General features: G+C 52.2%; 22 protein-coding genes. 6 read left to right on the forward strand and 16 right to left on the reverse strand.

Translation table 11 applies throughout. From position 1 onward, the window contains the following. From iadA to ACOJWD_RS00940, 4 genes are all read right to left on the reverse strand, one after another. Window positions 1-1176: beta-aspartyl-peptidase (iadA, locus tag ACOJWD_RS00925; RefSeq protein WP_486991340.1), on the reverse strand; the 1176-nt coding region annotated here is incomplete at its 3' end. Continuing rightward, entirely contained in the window at window positions 1173-1913 is a 741-nt protein-coding gene (locus tag ACOJWD_RS00930; protein WP_486991341.1) for a hypothetical protein, read from the reverse strand. The genes iadA and ACOJWD_RS00930, both read right to left, overlap by 4 nt. Before the next feature lie 57 nt (window positions 1914-1970). Continuing rightward, window positions 1971-2981: a S16 family serine protease gene (locus ACOJWD_RS00935; RefSeq protein WP_486991342.1), complete on the reverse strand. Its 1011-nt coding sequence runs from the start codon at window positions 2979-2981 to the stop codon at window positions 1971-1973. Next, a complete protein-coding gene (locus ACOJWD_RS00940) occupies window positions 2978-3748 on the reverse strand; it encodes a patatin-like phospholipase family protein (protein ID WP_486991343.1) in 771 nt (256 codons plus the stop codon). The genes ACOJWD_RS00935 and ACOJWD_RS00940 overlap by 4 nt, the downstream gene beginning before the upstream one ends. Window positions 3749-3859: 111 nt before the next feature. Between ACOJWD_RS00940 and ACOJWD_RS00945 the strand changes: the two genes are divergently transcribed. Then, complete coding sequence (locus ACOJWD_RS00945; protein ID WP_486991344.1) at window positions 3860-4657, forward strand: hypothetical protein; 798 nt, start codon at window positions 3860-3862, stop codon at window positions 4655-4657. On the opposite strand, the gene ACOJWD_RS00950 is transcribed toward ACOJWD_RS00945, so the two are convergent. The 8 genes from ACOJWD_RS00950 to comA all read right to left on the reverse strand — a co-directional run bounded on the left by ACOJWD_RS00950 (window position 4644) and on the right by comA (window position 9418). Next, window positions 4644-5129 carry an ATPase gene (locus ACOJWD_RS00950; RefSeq protein WP_486991345.1) on the reverse strand — a complete coding sequence of 162 codons (486 nt, stop codon included), beginning with the start codon at window positions 5127-5129 and terminating at the stop codon, window positions 4644-4646. The genes ACOJWD_RS00945 and ACOJWD_RS00950 overlap by 14 nt on opposite strands. Before the next feature lie 11 nt (window positions 5130-5140). After that, complete coding sequence (gene coaD / locus ACOJWD_RS00955; protein ID WP_486991346.1) at window positions 5141-5629, reverse strand: pantetheine-phosphate adenylyltransferase; 489 nt, start codon at window positions 5627-5629, stop codon at window positions 5141-5143. 12 nt (window positions 5630-5641) lie between these two features. After that, window positions 5642-6190: a 16S rRNA (guanine(966)-N(2))-methyltransferase RsmD gene (gene rsmD / locus ACOJWD_RS00960; RefSeq protein WP_486991347.1), complete on the reverse strand. Its 549-nt coding sequence runs from the start codon at window positions 6188-6190 to the stop codon at window positions 5642-5644. Between the two features lie 53 nt (window positions 6191-6243). Further along, entirely contained in the window at window positions 6244-7005 is a 762-nt protein-coding gene (locus ACOJWD_RS00965) for a polysaccharide deacetylase family protein (protein ID WP_486991348.1), read from the reverse strand. Beyond that, a complete protein-coding gene (locus ACOJWD_RS00970) occupies window positions 6978-7247 on the reverse strand; it encodes a YqhV family protein (RefSeq protein WP_486991349.1) in 270 nt (89 codons plus the stop codon). The genes ACOJWD_RS00965 and ACOJWD_RS00970 overlap by 28 nt, the downstream gene beginning before the upstream one ends. Window positions 7248-7277: 30 nt before the next feature. After that, entirely contained in the window at window positions 7278-7748 is a 471-nt protein-coding gene (locus ACOJWD_RS00975) for a DUF441 domain-containing protein (RefSeq protein WP_486991350.1), read from the reverse strand. A gap of 99 nt (window positions 7749-7847) precedes the next feature. Continuing rightward, window positions 7848-8555 (reverse strand): 2-phosphosulfolactate phosphatase, encoded by a 708-nt coding sequence (locus tag ACOJWD_RS00980; protein WP_486991351.1) that lies wholly within the window; start codon window positions 8553-8555, stop codon window positions 7848-7850. Window positions 8556-8557: 2 nt separating this feature from the next. Beyond that, entirely contained in the window at window positions 8558-9418 is an 861-nt protein-coding gene (gene comA / locus ACOJWD_RS00985; protein ID WP_486991352.1) for a phosphosulfolactate synthase, read from the reverse strand. A 146-nt stretch (window positions 9419-9564) separates the two neighbouring features. Here comA and ACOJWD_RS00990 point away from each other — a divergent pair, with 146 nt between their 5' ends. Then, window positions 9565-10875: an MFS transporter gene (locus ACOJWD_RS00990; RefSeq protein ID WP_486991353.1), complete on the forward strand. Its 1311-nt coding sequence runs from the start codon at window positions 9565-9567 to the stop codon at window positions 10873-10875. A gap of 107 nt (window positions 10876-10982) precedes the next feature. Then, window positions 10983-11204: an alpha/beta-type small acid-soluble spore protein gene (locus tag ACOJWD_RS00995; protein ID WP_486991368.1), complete on the forward strand. Its 222-nt coding sequence runs from the start codon at window positions 10983-10985 to the stop codon at window positions 11202-11204. A 429-nt stretch (window positions 11205-11633) separates the two neighbouring features. On the opposite strand, the gene ACOJWD_RS01000 is transcribed toward ACOJWD_RS00995, so the two are convergent. From ACOJWD_RS01000 to ACOJWD_RS01015, 4 genes are all read right to left on the reverse strand, one after another. Beyond that, the gene (locus ACOJWD_RS01000) at window positions 11634-12851 is read right to left on the reverse strand and encodes a SpoVR family protein (RefSeq protein WP_486991354.1); all 1218 of its coding nucleotides are present in this window, start codon (window positions 12849-12851) and stop codon (window positions 11634-11636) included. Beyond that, entirely contained in the window at window positions 12844-13986 is a 1143-nt protein-coding gene (locus ACOJWD_RS01005; protein ID WP_486991355.1) for a DUF444 family protein, read from the reverse strand. The genes ACOJWD_RS01000 and ACOJWD_RS01005 overlap by 8 nt, the downstream gene beginning before the upstream one ends. Continuing rightward, window positions 13983-15836 carry a PrkA family serine protein kinase gene (locus ACOJWD_RS01010; protein ID WP_486991356.1) on the reverse strand — a complete coding sequence of 618 codons (1854 nt, stop codon included), beginning with the start codon at window positions 15834-15836 and terminating at the stop codon, window positions 13983-13985. The genes ACOJWD_RS01005 and ACOJWD_RS01010 overlap by 4 nt, the downstream gene beginning before the upstream one ends. Window positions 15837-15897: 61 nt before the next feature. Continuing rightward, a complete protein-coding gene (locus ACOJWD_RS01015; RefSeq protein ID WP_486991357.1) occupies window positions 15898-16839 on the reverse strand; it encodes a magnesium transporter CorA family protein in 942 nt (313 codons plus the stop codon). A gap of 156 nt (window positions 16840-16995) precedes the next feature. Between ACOJWD_RS01015 and ACOJWD_RS01020 the strand changes: the two genes are divergently transcribed. The 3 genes from ACOJWD_RS01020 (at window position 16996) to ACOJWD_RS01030 (ending at window position 18745) form a co-directional block, all read left to right on the forward strand. Beyond that, complete coding sequence (locus ACOJWD_RS01020) at window positions 16996-17916, forward strand: YIEGIA family protein (protein ID WP_486991358.1); 921 nt, start codon at window positions 16996-16998, stop codon at window positions 17914-17916. Then, a complete protein-coding gene (locus ACOJWD_RS01025; protein ID WP_486991359.1) occupies window positions 17909-18121 on the forward strand; it encodes a capping complex subunit for YIEGIA in 213 nt (70 codons plus the stop codon). The genes ACOJWD_RS01020 and ACOJWD_RS01025 overlap by 8 nt, the downstream gene beginning before the upstream one ends. A 66-nt stretch (window positions 18122-18187) precedes the next feature. Next, entirely contained in the window at window positions 18188-18745 is a 558-nt protein-coding gene (locus ACOJWD_RS01030; protein ID WP_486991360.1) for a nitroreductase family protein, read from the forward strand. Window positions 18746-18756 lie beyond the last annotated feature (11 nt).

Consider the following 18756-nt stretch of genomic DNA (forward strand, 5'->3'; position numbering starts at 1 on the left):
AGTGGGCTCAAACGTCCCATACACCAACGGATGGGTGTCTTTCACCATCACTTGTCCTCCCGCAATGACGGTGACGACCTCTTGTCCATCACTAATCAGCACATCAGCGCGACACCCCACCCGTAATTCCCCCACATCTTTCATCTTGAGAATCGCAGCGGGGGTTTTAGTGGCCGGCAATAACGCCTCGCTCCACGATAGGTCGAGTTGCGTCTTCAGATCGCGAATAGCTTCAAACAACGTATTCGGCATACCCACCGCCATATGCACCAAATGTCCTTGGTCATCAAAGACGGGAGCCGAGCCCCCCGCATCCGTACTCATCGAAATATGCTCCCAATCGACCCCAGCGTGGCGAAGGCTGTCGATGGCATCCACCGGCGACACCACTTTGGTATCGTGGGCATCGGGAGTAATACTACTGGTGATATCCACATATCCGCCCATGAGGGCATAGCGAATCGCCTCTGATAGTAATTCTTGGCGACGATTAATGTGCGTGGGCACCATCACATCTAGGGGAATATCGGCCATTTTTATGACCTCAAAAATCGGATCTAAACCACGGGCGCCACTACCCACATGCAAATGGAGCACCCCCGCCTTGCCCGCTAGAAGGCCTCCTGTGCGAGTTTCTCCAGCCAATTGAGCGAGTTCCCGATCACTGGGATGACTACCCCGATGGTCGGATATCGCAATTTCCCCAACCCCAATAATCCGATCAATTAATACAATGTCGCTGCGTGGAGTATCGGTAATAGTGCGCGTGGGCACCTGATACGCACCCGTATATATCCAAGCATTAATCCCTTCAATACTAAGCGCCCGTGCCTTAGCCAATAACCCCTGAACCGAGCGTGTGGTCCCATCTGTTCCCAAAAGTCCCACCACCGTGGTCAGTCCATAGCGTGTGAGTTGGGTCAACATCAGTTCGGGGGTACGAAATTGAGGGCCGCCCTCTCCCCCTCCCCCGGCAAAGTGACAATGTTGGTCGACCAAGCCAGGAAATACCTTGAGCCCCTTAGCGTCGATCACGGTGCCCTCCGCCCAAACGGGAAGAAAGAGATTGGGACCAATATCCGCAATCTCTCTTCCGATAGTAAGCACATCAACGCAACCCAAATCCTCGGGTGCGAAGACCTGTCCATTTTTAATGAGTGTCGCTCTTACCTTCACTCGCTATTACCGCTGCCTTTCTGGCCATGTCCAAGAACAAGTTCAATTTTCTTGGCAATTTCTTGGCTTTGCTGAATGACGCTCCGTAATTTCTTCAAATTGGCTTGTAGCTCTTGGCTGAGCTCGTATTGTGCCTGCGTCAACACCTGAGCCACCGTTTCTGCAGAGCTATCATTGGTGGCGGTAGTTTTGCCACTGGCACTAGAGGACTTGGCCTGTGCGCCACTCGAACCGCCACTGCCACTATTACTACTCGACGTCTGCGCTTGCGAGGACCCCACGGCTGAGGTAGACGATGCCTGACTGGTGCTGCTCTTTTGGCTACTACTCTGAGACGACGATCCCACAGCTTTTTTAATCACCTTGCGCAATGAAGATACCGGATCCTGATCACTTTTCTCATTAGATGACGACTCGCTTCCCTGGGCAGACGACGACTTTTGTCCCAGTGCTTCGTGAATCATTTGCTGCACATCTTGCATGGTCAAAGACGATGACCCCGATGGAGAAGATTGATTGCGCTTCCCCGAAGACGACTGGACCGCCTCTTGAATCATCTCCTGCACCTCTTTGGCTGTGAGCGGCGCATCCCCGCCAACCTCACCGGTCTGAGGCGAGATCGCTGCACTCGCTTCTTCTTGCAACAACTGATTCTGCCGGCGAATGAGCTCCGTCAAGGTGGAATTTTTCTGAGAAGAGCCCTTTTTTTGTTTGCTTGCTTTTCGATGACTCGCCATCTTATCGCCTCTCCTATTGGTGACGTTTGGCAATAGTATGACCCGTCGAGCACCGAACTATGAGGTGGCCTTCTCAATATCATGCAAGGCTTGGGAGATGGTGGTCACAGGATAAATTGTGATGTGATATCCCATTTTTTTCGCCATATGTTCCGCTTTCGGGTAGTTTCCCTTCGGTACTAAGAAGACTCTCGCTCCCGCACGATATACCGTCACTACTTTTTGTGCCACTCCGCCAATTTCCTCGACATGACCATTAGGCAAAATTTCGCCGGTTCCGGCAATGATATGCCCCTTGGCTAAGTCACTCCCGGTAATCTGGTCATAAATCTCTAATCCAAACATCATACCGGCACTGGGTCCGCCAATACTCCCGGCATGAATAGTAACTGGGCGAGGAACAATCGCTCGTTGTAGTTGTTCAATATAGATACCAATCGCCGGATTAGCATCGCCCTTAAGATGAGTGGTCTTGATGGGAACAACCGAGGTTTGCCCTTTGTCTTTGACCGTAATATTAATAATTTCGCCCACTTTAAACTTCTTCATGATGCTCTCAAGCTGCGTAGGCGAGGTGACCCGGTACGGTCCAACTGCGGTAATGAGTTCGCCGGCTTTCAATTTCCCTACAGCGGGCGAATGTTTCACAACCCCCGCAATTAGGGCCCCAGCAATGTTTTCCACGCGGGCAGGCAACCCGGCCAATTTCTCACCCGCCACCTCTGCGGACAACTGACTTTCTTCCATCAAGTCATCATTGTATTGAATATACTGTTTCATCGTGAGTCCACCCAATGCATTCGAGACCGGTACAAACTCGACGGTGGGATTCAACTGATTCACGAGGTATTGCAGTTCACTCACCGTACCGATGTCCACCGCTACCATCAAGAGGCGTCCCCGACCCGCGGGGCGTCCGTCCTTCACTGCCACCATCTTTTTGAGATTCCCGGTAATCCCCGGCATCACCATCACTTCTCCGCTGGGAGCAAGCCGCAATGCCACCCCAGCCACCACCAACACCACGACTGCCCAGAATATGCCTTTCCACACGCGACGCTGTTTCATGCGGTCCCCTCCATCATCTCCAATATTGTGTCGATTTTTTCTTCACAAGCCACCTCGCCAGCACGAATGAACTCATCGACGCGCGTAAACTGCGCCTCACGAGCGTTAATCAAGATGGGCTCGATGACCACATCCGCCATAATCGGTTTATACTGCCGTAACTCTCTCGCCATGACATCAAACGCTTGAAAAAGAATATCAAAAACTGACTTGACCACCGAGGCCATATCAATGCCCGCGTCCACCGCGACCACCGGAGCCTCGACCATTTGCCGAGCTAAATCGACCGGCACCCGATTTAATACTCCACCATCAACCAGCACGCGCCCGTCCCGATTCACCGGACTGAAGATTCCCGGAATCGCAGTGGTCGCCCGCACCGCATCGGCGAGGGAACCGGAATCCAGAATCACCTCTTCACCTCGCTCGATATCGACCGCCACCATTTTGAGCGGTGGGACACACTGGTCGAAATGCCGCCCATGGGTCAAGAGATTCATCAGTCCCCATAATTTTTGACCTCGTACCAAACCCATTTTTGATACCGAAAAATCAAGCCAGTGGTTACGACGCAAGCCGCGGGCTAACTCCTCTATCATCGAGGCCGTATAACCGCAGGAGTAGAGCGCTCCGATAAGCGCCCCCATACTGGACCCGGCAATCCCCAATATCGGAACTTGATAGCGTTCGAGACACTTTAGCACCCCGATGTGGGAAATGCCCCGCGCACCACCCGATGATAGGGCTAATGTAATTCCTCGCGCCACAAGCACCCCTCCAAACAGTTCCATCTTGCGATGGGCAAATTCCCCTTCTTGATAAGTAGGCCATAGGCATTATCGGTCATGCATAGAGTGAAAGTGGAGGTGGTGACCATCATGTTCTCACATCGCCCATCACGTCCGATAGTCGCGACCCTTCTTCTCACTCTAACGGTCATCCTCCTCTGGCACCATCCGGAGGACCTACGACACACTCTCGAAACCGCCATCGCTTTGTGGTGGAACCATATTGTCCCTATACTCATGCCAAGTTACGTGCTTAATCAGGCCTTTTGGTATCTTTTACCGACCCAACCTTATGTCGTGCTGTGGGCACTGAGTCTATGCACGTTTCCGCCACTCAGTGCCGTCGTGCTCTATGATCTCAAAAGACAGGGAGCAATTCCCTCGAACAGCTTGCACCTCACTCTTTTATACACTAATCTCTACAACCCGTTGCTCTTCCCTTATCATACCGTAGGCTTGGCCCTGGATGTGTCGCTCACCGCGGCCGCCCTTATAATCTCTCCACAATGGCTGTTTCCCTCCCACCACAGTGCGCCAAGAATTTCTTCACCCCGGTCCTTTCACCCAAGAACTTGGGTGCTTGACGGAATGAATTGGACCACCATTATGGGTTTAGGAATCGCCATGGCGCTTCTCATACATGACCACCTGCCCGGTGATCACTTAGGATGGCTTGTCGATCCGTTAGCCATCCTCTGGATGAAAAAATCGGTGCTCACTGTGGGGACACTCTTCTGGCTGTCGTTTGGGGGTCTCATCTATTGGATCCCCCTTTTATGGTTGATGCCGTCTACCCCGAAAGATCGCCTCCGCTGGCTTTTATATCGTCTCACCCAGACCCTCCTCGCGATCACGTTCTTCCCCTTAGTGACGGCTATGATTCGTTAGCCACTTTTGCCGAAGGCTTCAGTGCTTGCCGATCCCGATCCACGGTGGTTTTGAGGCGTGTGAGTTCTTCATCAAGACCGCGCAGCATGTCATCCACATAAGCGATAGCGCCAACCCGCATTTCGCCTGAGCGCTGCTCGGCCTGACGAATAATGCCGTCGGCTCGTTCTTGAGCTTCCTTGACAATCTCCGAATCGCCGGCGAGTTGATGAACACGGCTCAACGCATCTGTCATCAGCCTATCCGCTTCGCGACCCGCCTCTTCAATAATTCGATCCCGTTCTTTGATAACCCATTGCGCTTGGCGTACCTCTTCAGGCAATGCATGGCGTATTTGTTCAACCGCCGTTTTGATTTCTTCTTTATCCACCAACACTTGATGTCCAAACGGAATACGACGCCCGCGATCCACTAACGTTTCGAGCTGATCTAATAGATAGGCGACCTCCGATACCACTCCATTGGGTTCCACTTCATCGCACCTCACTTATCCTTAAATTGCTGTTGTAGGGCTCGCATAACCGGGGGGGGCACTAAGTCGGTCACATCGGCATGATAGCTGGCCAATTCCTTAATGAGTGTAGAACTAAGGTAGGCATGCGTCTCATTAGTCAGCATAAACACGGTCTCGATATCCGGAGCCATTTTTTTATTCATCAGAGCAAACTGAAACTCATAATCAAAATCTAATACCGCGCGCAGTCCTCGAAGAATAATTCCTGCTCCCCGTGAGTGCGCATAATCGACCAACAACCCATCTCCCACTTCCACCACCACATTGGGAAGCGCAGCCGTGGCGTGGCGTACCAATTCGCAACGTGCATCACCATCAAATAGCGGCCGCTTGGAGGCGTTCACAAATACCGCCACAATCACCTGATCAAAGACCGTACTCGCCCGCGTAATCACATCCAAATGGCCATTATGCAACGGATCAAAAGATCCCGGATAAATGGCTATCGTCAGACCCACCTCGCTTTCCTTTCACATACCCTGATATGCCGTTAACCGGGTGTCCCCGTATCGGCGCGTCCATAATTGACTCAGGCCCGGCAACTCCACGATGGGTTGCGACGCACGACTTTCAATGACCACCATACCGCCCGGATAAATCATCCGCGACATCGCCTCTTCGACCTGGTTCGATATCCCAACGTCCCACGGCGGGTCGCAAAAAATCACATCAAATTTTTGTGTCGAAAGGCGGCCTTTGAGTGCCTCTTCCAGCGACATCGGCAAGATGTCGAGGTGCTTGTCTGTCAACCCGTATCCCAATGTCCGCACATTATCTTTTAGCACTTTCATGGCCGCAAAATGGGGTTCACAAAACGTCACCTGCGCCGCCCCTCGTGATAGCGCCTCTAACCCCATCGCTCCCGTTCCCGCATAGCCATCCAAAAATACGCATCCTGGGATAATCCCTTGCCAAATATTAAAGAGTGCCTCCCGCACGCGATCCCCTGTCGGCCGTGTATACGAACCCTGCGGCGCCCTGAGACGTCGGCCAGACGCTTCACCACCGATAATACGCATTTACTTCACCCATCCGTCCTTATTATCGCCATGATATCTCGCTTCGTCCAATATTACGAACGTCTCAGGCCATCAACCTCACTCAAGCTGCCTATATGATACCCTTCGACCACCAACAATTGAATGATCAACGGAAGCGCCGTTAAACTCTCGCCCGATAAGCGCGTCACATGAAACATGAGAATGTCCCCCGGTTCCACATGAGACATGACCTCTTGAATAATAGCTGATTGCCTGTTTTCGAGGTTATCCACGCGATCGCCACGGCTCGGCAGGACTAAACGCAGACCCGTCTCTTGGGCGGCCCGCAGCACGGTATGATTGATAGCTCCATAAGGGGGAAGCAGCCAGGTGGGTCGCGGTGCGCCAAAAAATTGTAGCGTCCTATTGGCCTGGGTCAGATCGTGGACATCCTCCGTCAGACTATGGGCTGCCAAATTAATATGGCCCTCGGTATGATTGCCCACCGCATCTCCCGCCTGCAGAATCTCTTCAATAGGGATCTTTAGAGAGGCGCTGTGCACTGTCGGAAAGAAAAATGTGGCCTTCGCGTGCACTTTGACTAAATCGTCCAAGACCTTCGGAGTGACGCTCTTAGGCGAATCCTCGTCAATAATAAGCACAATCCACCGTCCCGGTGCGCGAATATGCCTGACCACTGTCTGGGATCCCGCCAATATTTTGGGAGACGTGAGTTGGCGAACTCCCCAAGGAATATAGCAAAACAGCACCGTCAAAGCGAGGAGACCGGCTAAATGACGTCTGACGATTGCGTAAATTCCTGTAACTAACGGGTGGTTCCCCAAAGAATACATGCCACTCCAATCCCTATCCAGACAATTTTCCCGATGGGCATCCGCGTCGTTGCTAGCCCCGCAATCCCCAAAAGCATGGTCGAGGTGAGAACCAGAGGACCCGCCAGCCCCAAAAACCCATTAATTCTCACCGCCATGTCGAGGCGATAATATCGCCACATCAAAAATGCTCCGGTAAACTCCATGGAGGCTGAAAGAAAGCGAATGAGAATCATCCCGCGCAGAAAAATATCATCTGACACCACTGCCCACCCTTTCATTTAATCGGATCATCACTTCAGCCAACGACTGACAAAAGTAATGGTCTCGAGCATGATATAGGTCACTCCAGCGGCCATCAAAGGCCCAACAGGAATACCACCCCATACCACGATGCCAATGATGGACCCCACAATCAGGGCAATCATGAGGTGGCTCTGCTCATTTAACATGTGTAGTCCTCGACCGTTAAGGTGGGTGGCAATAGCTCCGCCAGCTAACGCCATGATCCCTGGAATCGTAAAAAAGCTCTTGCCCACCTCTTTCAGGTTCACCTTCCCTAAGGCAAACGGCACTAACATGGCCAAGGTCAAAAAGAGTAATCCGATTTCCACCCCACGACGCTCTAATACCGGAAGCACAAAGGTGAGCCGAGTAAATCGCAGCATCAATAGAATAGTGGCGGCGGCTGCGACCAGGTTTGACCGAGCCACGAGACCCAATAATAATAAAACGATGAGTCCAACATTTTCGGTGTTAAACATGGTGCCTCCTCGTCCTAGCCCGACGGCAATACATATGTCTTGTGCGCAATAAAAATGCCGACCATAAAGGTCGGCAGCCTAGCACTCGTCTAACGCATATTACGTATTAGCGCGGATCCATCCGTCGGAACACATGACCGGAATCACATCGGTGCTCTGATAGCGAGCAGCAAATTCCATATCGCGCTCAAGACCCATGGCCGCTAAACTACGCCCATGTTCACATTGCATAATCGCTTCTTGTAATCGGTCGCGGTTTTCACTAAAAAGCGCGTCCGCTATGCGCGCGGCATCGGTCATCGCCGATTGGGGCCAATCATGAACCACCGCCCCTGCGGCCAGCACATCTTCTAGGGCGATGCGACCGCGGGTTCCCGCTGCCACGACTAGCACGGGCCGCTCCAGTTCCCACAGATAACGGGATACCGCCGTGGCATTGGTAAGTGCCGCTAACACCAATCGAGGTATGGCACGCACTTGATCAATGGCGGCTGTCCCGTTGGTGGTGGTAAACACCACCCGCTCGCCACGCACCTTGCGACTGGGCCAATCATACGGAGAATTGCCGCCGTCAAACCCCTCCGGCGGTCGACTATGCCGTTCTCCTCCCAATAATAACTGGGCGTTTTTCTCTTTGAGAGCATAGGCCTCTTCCAATTGTTTGACTGGCCTGATGGCCAGTGCCCCTTGCGATAAAATATGCGTCATGGTGGTGGTCGCCCGCAATGTATCAATTACCGCCACAGCCCCTAGATGCTCCAGTTCGGCATCTTGGTAGCGAAACGCCACATCGATTGTTCTTCCCACAATTATCCCTCTCTAATACTCGCCTTAGGCCACTTCACTGGCTCTACCATACCACTCAATGTCAAATAGTATTGTCGCAATGTGTCTCCACGTAGCCCCACTCGGAGTGCCTCTAGCGCTAGTATATCCTGAGGCTGAATATTGCCGAGATTAATATTTGGTCCAAAGCGCATAATGAGTTCTTGCTGTTGCTTTTTTTGTGGAGCTTCCCACAGAAGACGGCTAGTATCCTTGACATGGCTTACCATATCATCAATCTCGCTACTGAGGATATTGCCCTCTTCATCGTAAATTACCACCCCTTCACCACTTTCTCGTCCTTCTACAATCACGATATCGGAACCGGACTCCAAGTCACAATTCACCTGGTCATAAAGCGGCAAAGTATGGTCTTGATCACGCGGATCTTTCTTCCCAACTTCGCTCACCACCAAGTCAAATCCATAGGCGCGGGCAAGTTTGATAGTATTGTGCCGGGTCTCTTGATCGATATCAATGGTGCCGTCAGAAATTTCCACCCCAGTAAATCCCAGTTCACGAGCGCGATCCAAGTATTCAATGATCCGTCCTTGCAACAAGGCTAACTCGAGAAAAGTGCCGCCGGGGAAAATGTGCACGCCATAGGACTTCACCATCTCAATTTTTTGACGTAAGAGACGGGTGTGATAAAATGCCGAGGTCCCAAAGGTCAATTTCAAGTGATCGATGTAGTCAGACGCTAAATCCATCAAATCTTTCGTGTCTGTGAGTCCAAGACCCTTATCAATAATCATCGACAGACCGGTCGAACGGGGTTTCACAGTCCGTTCTTTATAAGGAAAATCAAGGATATCCAGCCAAGCTTCACCGTCATGTTTGAGCATTAATGACCCTCCCAAAAGTTCTCGATGCGATCTTTCACACCTTATTCAGATCGACCGATCTCGGTGATTGGCCAAATTTTGACGGGATTTTCCGTCCTTCCCAAGGAGACCTTAAAACGAAAGCCACACGGAGGAGGTTCGGATTGATGGCCTACATGAAAGGTCGAACGAACGATCAAGAGTCCCATGCGATGAAACTCTGGGTACTGTGTCTCGTGCCGTTCATTATGGTGTTGGGCAATTCCATGCTCATCCCGGTCTTGCCGAAGATGATGAAAGTCATGCATTTAAGCCTATTTCAAGTCGGGTTGATTATAACCATTTTTTCAATTCCCGCCGGGATCATCATTCCCTTTGCCGGCGCACTGTCCGATCGCATTGGCCGACGCATCATCATGGTGCCCTCGTTGATTCTCTATGGGCTCGGTGGCCTCGGCGCCGGTTTTTCGTCCTGGTGGGTGGCTCATCCTTATGGCTTTATTATGGCCTTTCGACTCTTGCAAGGGATTGGCGCCGGAGGCACCTATCAGCTCGCCATGGCGGTCGCAGGAGACATGTTTCAATCCCGGAAGCGAGCAGGGGCGCTGGGACTTCTTGAAGCCGCGAACGGCCTAGGCAAAGTCGTGTCACCCATTGCGGGATCGCTTTTAGCCTTAATTATTTGGTTTGTTCCCTTTTTTGCCTATGGGATTTTATCCTTTCCGGTAGCGATTTTGGTGTGGATCGTGATCAAAGAACCCCGTCAAGAGAAGAACCATGCTGGATTTGGTCAGTATTTCAACAACCTCAAAGACACCTTTCGCACCAAAGGACGTTCCATTTTGGCGACCTTTCTCGGCGGAGCGGTGGTACTCTTTATCTTGTTCGGGGTATTGAGCTATTTAGCGGATATCTTGGAAAAAACCTTTGGATATGGGGAAATCACTCGCGGTCTTTTGATCGCCATTCCGGTATTAGCATCGGCCATCACTTCCTACATTTCGGGCACGGTGTTGCAAAAGCGGCTGGCGAGTTGGGCTCGCCGGATTATTGTTATTGGTCTTTTTCTCATCGCCGCTTCCATGGCTGTAGAACCGTTTTTCGCCACCCGTAATGTTTTCATAGCCCTCTCGGTACTGGTGTTTCAGGGCATTGGCACCGGGGCGGTATTGCCTTCGATTAACACGATGGTGACCAGCTCCGTCACCACCAAAGAGCGTGGGGTCGTCACCAGCCTCTATGGCAGTGTGCGCTTTTTCGGCGTCGCCTTGGGCCCGCCCGTTTTCAGTATGGCGATGGTCCACCGTTACGCCGTCTTTTGGGGGGCCACCGGATTGGCTGCTTTGACCGCCATTATTGCCTGGTTCCTGATTAATGAACAACAAATGCTGCCCCGCAGCATGCGCGGTGGGGGAGGCGTGAAGAGTTCTCCCACCGCGCGTCCTCGCTCCAAGGCCCCTCGCGAGAAACTCTCGTGAGGGGTGTTTTTTTAGCCGCCAGTGCCTTTCCGGCGGTAAAACTTACCGGGCTAAAAGCCTTTCCCCGGGCCATACTAACAGCACTTCGCAATGAGGAGGTGAGACAGATGGCACGAGGCAGTAACACTGGCAATCGCGCTTTGGTTCAAGGAGCCCAAAAGGCGCTTGACCAATTCAAGTACGAGGTCGCCCACGAGCTCGGCTTACAGGGCGTTGACGATGGCTACTGGGGAGAGATTCCCGCACGTCAATGCGGCGCTGTGGGCGGACACATGGTCCGGAAGATGATCGAAATGGCCGAACAGAACATGGCCGGTCGCAACCGCTAATATCATCTCTGGACTCGTACGTGTCGCACCTAAGAAAAATGGACGGTTATCCGTCCATTTTTTCTTGTTGCGGTGCTTCATTCAGCCAAGGCCGAGAAGGCATCCCCGCCGTGCCGATAGCTCCTGCACCGGCTGAGGCCATGGTATCGAAGCCACTCTCCTCATACTGGACTATGCATTATGCATTCAGCATGCTTAACCCACATCGAATCGAACTTGAAGTGGATAGCACCAACCGACGGGCGTTGCGCTTCTACGAAAACTGGGGCTTATCCGCGATCGGTGTACAGCGACAACATTGGTACGACAACCATCAACATTTAAACTCCACCATCATGAGTATATCGGAGGATGACGACCCAATCCGCTATCCGTGACGTCAGCCCCTCCCAACGAGACGATGTGCTGGACGCGAACTTTAGTCGCCGCCTATGACACCGATTGATCATAAAAATCTGTGCCATCGTGCAAGGCGCGATAAGGGACGTTTTGTCTTACCGTATAGAGGGTTACTGGCCCTTTCCAGAGGCGCGCTGCGATCGCCTTCAAAGCTTCTGGCACCATCGCGTAGTCCAGTTCTCTGCCATCATAGAGGTGACGCAATATCAGACCTGAGGCATCTGACTCTACCGTCACCCGCGGCAATCCAGCTCGCTCCAAATCGCGAATCAAATGCACCGATATATCTTTATAACGCGGTGGGGCATCCGGCTCACGTTCACGATATACCGCGAGGCCCGCCTGCTCAGCCAAGGATTCACTAAAGTACGCTCGCACTAATCCGACATCATCATACAAGTCCCGTGCTCTTTGAACCTCGCTCATACCCCCAAGAAGGTACGCTTGTTTAAATAGCGCATATCCGAGACGATAGGGGTTCATCTGCGGAGGATTAGCCTGTACGATCTGTGCATTCAATCGGGCCGTTTCCCAAGACTCTTCAGCACTTAAGGACATCTCTCGTATCATCGAGGTGTGGATAAAGGTCGCGTACCCTTCATTGGCCACTTTGGTCATTTGCTGAGGCCAAAAATATCGCGCCTCTTGCCAAATTATTTCCAGTATTTGTCTCTCCCAATCCTCCAAATACGGGGCATGAAGCACCAAAAATCCCAACACATCATCGCTTTTCTGACCCATCGGCGCCCTAGTAAGACTTTCTCCGCTGAAGTCCGCAAGAATATGTCCGGCGTCCACTAAAGTTTCAACGGCCTCAGCCCCATAGCGATCGTAGCATTCCGACAATCGGCGATGATGGCGTGAGGAGAGGGATACCATGTCTTTAGGAAGCTCGGAAAACCCGCGATGGTGCTGAAAGAAATCCGCATGTGCCAAGACATGAGCCACGATCAGGAGCGCTTGAGATTCTGTCACCGTTTCATCAATGAAGGCGTAGGTCGGGTTGCTATGAATCACCAACTCATAGATCTGGGTCAGTCGGTAATCAAACGCGGTCTTCAGCCGTTGCTGGGTTTTACCAAAACTCCAATGAGAATAGCGCACCGGAAGCCCACCATGCGCGGCCAACAGTTGGATGGTGTCGCTCGGCACAATTTCAAAATGCACATGGCCCGACGTTAGCCCATGGGCGGTGGCGATGGGCGCGACGCGTTCCACCAAATCCCAGACTTTCTCTGTCTTAAGCACCGGCGCCCTCCTCCCGCTTTCCAAAAAAGGTGCGCATGGCGGAAAAGATATCCCCCTTATCTCGCAGCACCACCACTCCCACCCCCGGCACCTTGAGGAACTCTTGATATAAGGGAGACGGATTACGTTCCGTATCGTGAATCTCCCCATAGCCGAAGAGCGTGGCCTCTTGCGCCAACATCGTACCGTTCTCTACCGCAGACCCATTATCGGAAGTGAGGTTGCCGCCATCGGTAAAGTGAAACGCATAGACGTTATATTGGGAGGGCGGAAACCGGCGTCGAATGATCTCGAGTCCCAACCGATAGACCGATGACGACACCGTACCGCCTGAGGCTCCGCGATGAAAGAAGGTCTCTTCATCCACCTCACGGGCACGTACGTCATGCGCCAAAAACACCAGTTCCACGTGAGGATACTTTTCCTTTAGAAACTCAGATGTCCAAAAAAAGAAACTCTTGGCCAAATACTTCTCAAAACTGCCCATCGATCCGGAGGTATCCATCATCGCAATGACGACGGCTCCGCCGCGGTCATCGCTGACCGTTTCATGCACCCAAAACCGTAAGTCCTCAGGAAATAGGGTATGGCTTTTTTCGCGACTTCGCGCCTCACGCAGCAACTGGTGGGCCAACGTGCGACGCCGATCCCAGTACGCCATAATCCCATGGCGCGCTACGCTCACCGGGGCTGCCTGGCGCCCTCCCCCTTCAGATGGTTTGGTCAGATCCAAATTTGGCAGCTCCAATTGCGAGAACACTGCGCGATGGACTTCCTCCAAACTCACTTCCTGTTCTTCCAAGTCAGCTCCAGGCGCAATTCCGGCCTCTTTGCTGACGGAGGCATGCCCTTCACTGGAGTCTCCCGAGCGACCCGAGCCCGACCCGTCCTGTTCTGCATAACCGACCGATTCGCTACTATCAGGATTAAATCGAATCCGAAATTCCTTCAATTCCGGAATTGGTAACGAAAGCGTGCGGCGACCGTCAGTCACCACAATCTTTTCCTCGCTCACCATGTCAGCCAAATGCTGACGGATCGCTTCATCCACCTTAGCCTGATGGCGATGTTTTTCAGGACTATATAACGGTCGATCGACCCAATGACTATGAGAGACACTATAGGTGGTTTTCATCGGTTAAGGAGGCTCCCCACATAGCGGATGGTTTGAGCGGCACAGTGCGGGCAATAGCGCCCCGTGGCCACCAAGCGTTCTGACGCCCGCTCAATCTTTTCTAATACCCGGCGGTCGGGGACGGGACTGGCGGTGGTAATCTTCACTTCATCACGCATGTCATCCAGCAACTTGGCCTTGAGGGCGCGATGCAACGCACTGTGCTCCAAAAAATTCATGGGGCGATGCTGTTTTCTCGCCATGTCCAAGCGGCTATAGATTTCCTCGCGGAAACCCGCTGCTTGGATTTCACTAATCCCCATCCTCTCTTCGACCGATCGCATTAAACGCTCATCCACCGATCGATTATGCATAGAAGTAACTGCCATGGTGACATTGTCCACATAGTTGTGATAGAGGTTTGTCAGTTCATCGCCCCAATCGTTGGCAAACGCCTCTAACACCTCGACTTCCACCTGACGCTCATACCATTCGCGAGCCATGTTGATCCACTCTGCCACCCGTTCTCGATAACCACGTTCAATAAAAGGATCTTGATTCATTCCCTCTTCAATCGAGTGCAAGACATCAATGGCATCCACGCACTCGTGCCGAGTCGACGAAAAGACTTGCGCCAATCGATTCATCATAAAGCGCGGATCGAGACCATCAAATCCCTCGCCCTCGAGGCGTCCCTCATGCTGAAGTTGCCGAACCTTATCGGGATCCGCTCCGGTCACATAGGCTTTAAACTTGCCCTGCCGATCTCCACCTGGCTTAGCGACTTCTTTGATGCGCGACGCAATCGAAAGGGCCGCTGCGCTCTCGAGCGTATACGGGGCCATATGATGCGCGGGATCCTTGAAAGATCCGACCAACTTCTGATAGATTTTGACCTCCGCTTGATAATCGAGATTATAGGGAACTGGCACGATGAACAAGCGGGATTTTAGGGCTTCATTGCGGGGATTTTGGATAAACGCTCGATACTCGTGTTCGTTTGTGTGCCCAATGATCACTTCGTCCGCGGAAATGAGTTCGTAACGTCCGGTTTTAAAGTTCCCTTCTTGACTCAGTGACAACAAGTGATAGAGGAACTTTTCGTCCAACTTCAGCATCTCCTGAAATTCCATGAGGCCGCGATTAGCAATATTGAGCTCGCCATCAAAACGGAACGCCCGCGGGTCCGATTCGCTCCCGTATTGGGAAATCTGGTGAAAGTCCACTGACCCGGTCAGCTCGCTAATATCCTGACTTTTCGGGTCTGACGGCGCATAGGTCCCAATACCGATGCGACGCTGCTCAGACAACATCACCCGTTCAACGGGGACATCATGGAAACGCCCCTGAAACTCATGTTCTAAGTGATAGCGACACCAGGGACACAGGTCTCCCTCGATTCGCACCCCGAGGCGACGCATCGCGGTGTCGCGCAGAGCATTGGGGATTAAATGGAGCGGCTCTTCATGCATAGGGCAGCCCTTGATACCGTAGAGAGCGCCGGCATCGGTGCGACTAAAATCCTCTAATCCTTGTTTTAGTCGTGCCACCAGACTCGACTTTCCTCCGCTCACTGGTCCCACCAGCAGCAGAATACGTTTTTTCACATCGTATCCGAGCGCCGCCGGTTTGAGATAATCCTGCACCAGTTGGGTTAAGGTTTCGTCCATGCCAAAGAGAACCGATGAAAAAAAGGGGTAGGTACCGGTATCGGTGGCCATGCCATGCGACAAAATCATCCGATAAAGGCGCTGATGTGCAGAATTCGCAATATCTGGAGTCGCTTCAACTTGATCTAAATACTCATGAAAGGTGCCTTGCCACGGCGCCGACGAACTGGCATCAAAGGCAAACAGTGACATATCGGACATGTAAATCCTCCTCTATTCCTCCATCATGGCTCTCCTCCATTTTCTCCAGTTTTTGCCATGATTAACCTTGCCCACTGCGTTTTTTCATTAAAAGTAGTAACAGTATGGTGACCAAGGCCATGACCGTGAGGGAATAGAAGTAGCCATATTTCCAATGGATTTCGGGGATGTCGAAGTTCATGCCATAAATCGAGGCAATGGTGGTCGCCGGAAGTGCTAAAACAGATAACACGGTGAGAAATCGCATCACCAGATTAATCTCGTTGGATTGTAAGGAGGTGTATGCCTCCACCATTTCCGCCAGTCCTTCACGGATCCCCTGCACCTCGGAGACCACTTCATCCATCACAAAGGAGGCCTCTTCAAAATAGGGACGATTGTTCTTCTGCACATAGGGCATGTCGCTGCTTTTGAGGAGTTCGAAGACGGTCCCTTCAGGATTCAGCACGTGTTTGGCTGCCATTGCCCGTTTTCTGAGCGCCAAAATGTCATTGGACATATTCTTATAGGGATGTTTTAGCAGCACCCGATGCAAGTGTTCAAATTCGGCATCGAGGTGATTCGCCATTTCTCGTAGTGCCACCACATGACGGATAAGCACCTCATAGAGAGCAAAGTCGACTCCTTCATCCAAGAGGTGATTGTTCTGTACATACGCATAGGCGTGGTCGACCACGTGCGAAGCATCAGCTAAGTGCGCCGTGACCAGAAAGTGCTCCCCGATCACAAAGCTCAAATGATGCAACGGACGATCGGGCTCAACCGGAATCAGTGCCAGCATAAAACTGATGGCATCGTTATCCACCAAAAGATTGGGCCGATGACTATCGCCATGCAGCAAATGGCGCATCACCGCGGGATGTGCCGAATAGAGATGCTGCACCACTTCCCGCACCCGTCCCTGGTCCTCGGGACCTAGATCGACCCAGAGAGCGTCTGATGATGGCGGCCAATCGTCTGATTCAAGGGTTTGGTGATCGCGACAATAGAGAAACCTGGCCATGGGTCCTTCACACTCCAAAGAAATTTCCGCCGGTTGTCGGTTTTAGCTACGCCATAGAGTGCCCCGGCCACTTACCAAAATACGCGCGTAAATGACTCGGAGTTGGAAACACTAGGACCGAAAGAAGACCATACCCGAAAGCACGAGGAGGATACCATGTCAGGCTCATCGTCAGCCCCGATTAACTGGGATCCGATGATTATCGGATTTATTGCAGGATTTCTGTCGCGACTGCTCTACCTACGTTCCGGAAAGAGTCACTATCCCGGTTATCCCTCGGGATACATCTCCCAATTAGCGCTCGGCATCATTGCGGCCATGATTGGTTCCAGCATCATTGTGTCGCTATTGGGTAAAGAGTTTACCGCGGCCACCTTCTTAACCTTGGCGGCCACTCAATTTCGCGATGTGCGTACCACCGAGCGACAAACCTTAGAGCATGAAGAAGGGCTCATTTTGGTTGGCCGCGGTGCCGGGTATATTGAAGGAATTGCGATTACCTATGAAGCGCGCAACTATCTCGCCATGCTCGTCGCACTGGCCACCTCGGTGGTCGCGGAGTGGAACGTCATTGCTGGTATCATCGCCGGTATCGTGTTTCTCATTGTCGGAGAGGTTTTTATGTCTGGTCCGCGTATCGGCGAACTCATTGATGTTGAACCAGCAGAGATTCAGTTTGAAAAAGGGACCCTACTCTATGCCGGCCCGGTGATGATGATGGAAGTCGGGCTCGAAGACTCCCGCGAACGATGGAGAAAATATGGTCTGGCGGTGGTCCTCAAACCCAAAGGGCCGCGAGGGGAGTCGGTGCTGTGGAATATTTCCCAAAGGCAAGCGATAGCCCATGAAGCCGCGGTTGCCGTCGGAGTTCAAAAAGATGTCGGGTACCCGGAACAGGCCCCCCTATGCCGCATGGACATGCCGCAAGGAACCGGCAGTGCAGGGCTTAGCATTTTGCCGGTCGAGCGTGACATGGAGGCGCTCATTCGCGCGATTAAAAAAGTCCCCGTGCTCGAATCCGGGAAATGGTCCGCCTTAACCAACACCAAGAATCGAAAGGAGAAATCCCATGGCTGATGCTGCTACACCCATTATGTTTGCTATCGTCACCACTAATAAAAATGCCGTCATTGGCGGGATGGCACCGGTCTTTCTTGCACCCAATGAGATTGAACGAGACCGGATCGCCATGTGGATTTGTCGCATTACCAATGCCATCGCCCATGACTTGCATGACGGCACCGTGATTCTCACCGTCAATCAAGTCTCGGCATCTTCGTAAGTGGACTAGTTTCTCCCTCTTTTCTTGGTGTACCATGAAAGGTACTATCGAGAAAGAAGGACAGCCATGGAATTGCATGAAGCTCTCACTAGTCGTCGATCAATTCGCAAGTTCAGTAATCGCACAGTACCAGAGGATACCGTGCGCGATCTTCTCTCTTATGCGCCTTGGGTTCCCAATCACCATGTGAGTGAACCATGGCGCTTTATTGTGCTTCGCGGCTCATCCAAAGAACATTTAGCACAATTGCGATTTGATGTTGTTTTACGCAAGAGACAGGGGCAGGAACACGCCGAACAACGAGCACTCCGGTCTAAAAGTGAGTTTCTCGAGGCTCCGTGGATCATCGTGACGATTCAATCCTTAGATTCGAACCCGGTGCGACGAGAAGAAGATTATGCTTCCTGTGCGATGGCCACATACAATATCATGCTCCGCGCGCATGACCTGGGCCTGGGCACTTTCTGGACCACGGGTCCCTTGATGGACGCTCCCGAAATTCGTGACTTTCTCCAATTGTCAGAAGACGAACGTCCCGTCGCCTTCGTGCGACTCGGTTATCCCGATATGTCATCTAAAAGTCTGCGCAGCACGATAGATCAACGCGTCCAATGGCGCGACTAGGTGATCACCAA

This window comes from Sulfobacillus sp. TH-112 (assembly GCF_057473405.1).